1 protein-coding gene is annotated in these 698 nt (G+C 45.6%); it reads left to right on the plus strand.

Going from position 1 to position 698, the window contains the following annotated elements:
* Positions 1–698: hypothetical protein (locus R7R24_RS26995; RefSeq protein ID WP_318120163.1), on the plus strand; the 698-nt coding region annotated here is incomplete at both ends.

The following is a 698-nucleotide window of genomic DNA, read 5'->3' on the forward strand; positions in this document are numbered from 1 at the left end:
GTAACTTTACGTTAGTCGTTAACCCGATTGGCGACGACGTGGATGTTAACCCAGATCCCCAAGTCTCAGGCAATGAAGGCGAAGACATTACCATCAACGTGAATGCGCTGGTGGTGGATAACAAAGAGTCGATTGGCGACGGTGCAAATTATCAAGAGAATGATCCAGAAACACTGAGGGTTGAGATTTCAAACGTACTAGATGGTGCGAGCTTGTCACTTCCAGATGGAACGGCATTTGTTGATCAAGGTAGTGGTGTTTTTGTCCTTGAAATCAATGCTCAAGACCTAGATCAAATCGTCTTTAATTCTGGTGACAGAAATGACAATTCTTGGGCTGGCTCGCTTCATTTTAAAGTGCAAGCGGTCGATACCGGCCTAGACGGCAGCCAAAGCTTGGGTAATGCGGAAGAGTTTGATGTGTCTGTCGATGTTACAGCGGTAAACGACAGACCTGACTTCGTTAATGTTGTCGATGTGGAAACACCTGAAGACAACGCCTTATTGCTAAATAGCTTCGGTATCTCTGATGTCGATGCGGTACTTGATAACCCGAATGCAGAGTATGTTCTTAATGTAGCGGTAGATAGCGGGTATCTCGCATTGAACGCTAACGTTATCTCGAAATATGGTTTGACGGTTCAGGGTGACGGTACAGGAGCAGTTGAGCTAAAACGTTCTGTTGCAGATTTCAATGGC

The organism is Vibrio sp. 704 (genome assembly GCF_033339295.1).